The sequence below is a fragment of the Longimicrobium sp. genome (assembly GCF_036387355.1).
GTDB lineage: Bacteria > Gemmatimonadota > Gemmatimonadetes > Longimicrobiales > Longimicrobiaceae > Longimicrobium.
In genome coordinates this window covers 1-2,165 of the sequence record NZ_DASVTX010000324.1, presented here as the reverse complement: position 1 = coordinate 2,165, position 2,165 = coordinate 1, and the positions used below count along the sequence as shown (strand labels likewise).

The 2,165-nt window shown below is 71.7% G+C and carries 2 protein-coding genes and 1 pseudogene; all 3 read right to left on the bottom strand.

The annotated features are described in order from the left end of the window. A pseudogene (locus VF665_RS14375) lies at positions 1 to 772 on the bottom strand (M3 family peptidase); the annotation flags it as partial. A gap of 99 nt (positions 773 to 871) precedes the next feature. Then, entirely contained in the window at positions 872 to 1,417 is a 546-nt protein-coding gene (gene idi / locus VF665_RS14370) for an isopentenyl-diphosphate Delta-isomerase (RefSeq protein WP_331054126.1), read from the bottom strand. Positions 1,418 to 1,604: 187 nt separating this feature from the next. Then, positions 1,605 to 2,165: DUF2071 domain-containing protein (locus VF665_RS14365; RefSeq protein WP_331054125.1), on the bottom strand; the 561-nt coding region annotated here is incomplete at its 5' end.

The window sequence follows — 2,165 nt, the reverse complement described above, 5'->3', positions numbered from 1 at the left end:
CGTGCTCGCCGTCGGACGCGCGGTTCATGTACGCCTGGTACATCCGCTGGCGCAGGTCCCGCCGGGCCGAGTACTGCATGAACGGCTGAAACGACGGGAGCTGCAGGGTGAAGCGCCAGCCGTCCACGCCCTTGGCCTGCGCCGCGGCGCGCGCCTGCGCCCGGGCGGACTCCGGAAGCCCTTCCAGGTCCGCCTCGTCCGCCAGCACCATCTCGAACGCGTTCGTGGCGTCCAGCACGTTGTTGGCGTACTTCTGCGCGATCTGCGAAAGCTCCACCCGCAGCGCCTCCACCCGCGACTTGGCCTCGTCGGGCAGGTCGGCGCCGGCGCGCACGAAGGCGCGCACCATCTTGTCCAGGTGCCGCGCGCGCACCCCGGTGAGCGCCCGCGCCGCATCCGTTTCCGCGTATGCCTTCACCGCGCTCCACAGCCCGGGGTTGAGGGCGATGCGGGCGTTGAAGGCGGAAATCTCGGGAACCATTTCCTGCCACGCGGCGCGCAGGTCCGGCCGGTCGTGGACGGAGATGAGGTGCGATACGGGGCGGGTGATGCGGCCCATGCGCTCGCTCACCTCTTCCAGCGCGAGCACCGTGTTCTCGTACGTCCGCTCGCCCGTGAGCTCCACGATCTGCCGCAGTTCGTCTTCCGCGCGCGCCAGCGCCGTGCGCACGGCGGGCACCACGTGCTCCGCCGTGATCTGGTGGAACGGGATGGGCAGTTCGTTCCGCAGCAGGGGGTTGGCGGCGGCCGCGGAGTCGGTGCGATCGGTCATGTGCGGTGCGTACGGGAGTGCGGGTGCCGAAGGGCGCATGATGCGGCGCCCTCCCGCACGGGGCGGGCCAGAGTAGCCGAAACGGACAGGATGTGGAGGTCAGCCCGCGGAGGCGGACGCAACAAACCGCGACACGGCGCGGGCCCACTCCGGGCGGGCGAGCACGATGCGGAACCACGGGGTGAACGCGGCGGGATCAGCGGCCACTTCGTCCGCGACCTGCTCCGGCGACGCCCAGCGCCAGCCGTCCACCTCGCCGGGGTCGGGCGCGGGCTCGCCCTCCCAGCGGCCAAGGAACACGTGGTCGAACTCGTGCTCCACGAGCCCCTGGCCCACGGGGGCGCGGTAGACAAAGGTGAAGGCGGGCTCCATCTCGCACTGGAACCCCATCTCCTCCCGCAGGCGGCGGCGCGCGGCGGCGTCCACCGGTTCGCCCGGGCGCGGGTGCGAGCAGCAGGTGTTGGTCCACTGGCCGGGGGAGTGGTACTTGGACGCCGCCCGGCGCTGCAGCAGCATCTGCCCCTCTCCGTTTACGACGAAGACGGACAGCGCCCGGTGCAGGCGCCCCTCGGTGTGGGCGCGCTGCTTTTCCAGAACGCCGAGTTCCGCGTCGTTTTCGTCCACCAGCACCACGCGTTCTTCCATGCGGCTCCGCTCCCGTGACCGCCGGCGATTCGTCCGGCGCAAGCATCTACTAACATTCGACAGCCGCTGGCGCAACGTCCGGGCCGCCGCGGCCGGGCGCACGCGGACGTGCACATCCGCCGCGCGATCCGCCTGATCCCGTCCGATTCTGTACGTCCGGGGGCGGAGGATCGTTCCTTGGGAGGGATCAGCGGATGCGGACGCCGCGGCGGACGATGACGGGGGAGCCGTCGGCCAGGAGCGCGGAGCGGGGCGGGGCGGAGAGGGATTCGGCGAAGGCGGCGCCGTAGAGCGCGCCCACGTCGCTTTCCAGCACGGCGGATTTCGCGCGCCACACGTTCCAGCGCGGGTGCTCCACCTGGTACTCCACGCACCCGCCGTCCCGCTGGCGCGCGTAGCCCCAGTAGTGCTCGGTGATGAACTCCTCCTCCGATCCCGCCACCAGCGGCGCGGCGTCGCCGGTGACGGAGACGCGCAGCAGGGAGGGGTGGCGGCGGTGGCGCCATCCGTACTCCACCTCGCCGCCCGCGCCGGGGCGCACGTCGATGCGGTGGCGCATGGGAAGACGCACGTAGTTCTCCCCGTACACCCACCGCGCGACGGCGGCGATGGCCCGGCGCGGCACGATTTCTTTGATGAACACCACGCCGCGCCGCCAGCCTTCCGGGCCGCGGCGGCGGACGTAGAAGCGCAGGTTGAGCTCTTCGAAGTTGCGGTGAAAGGGGATGGGGACGCCGAGCACGCGGGT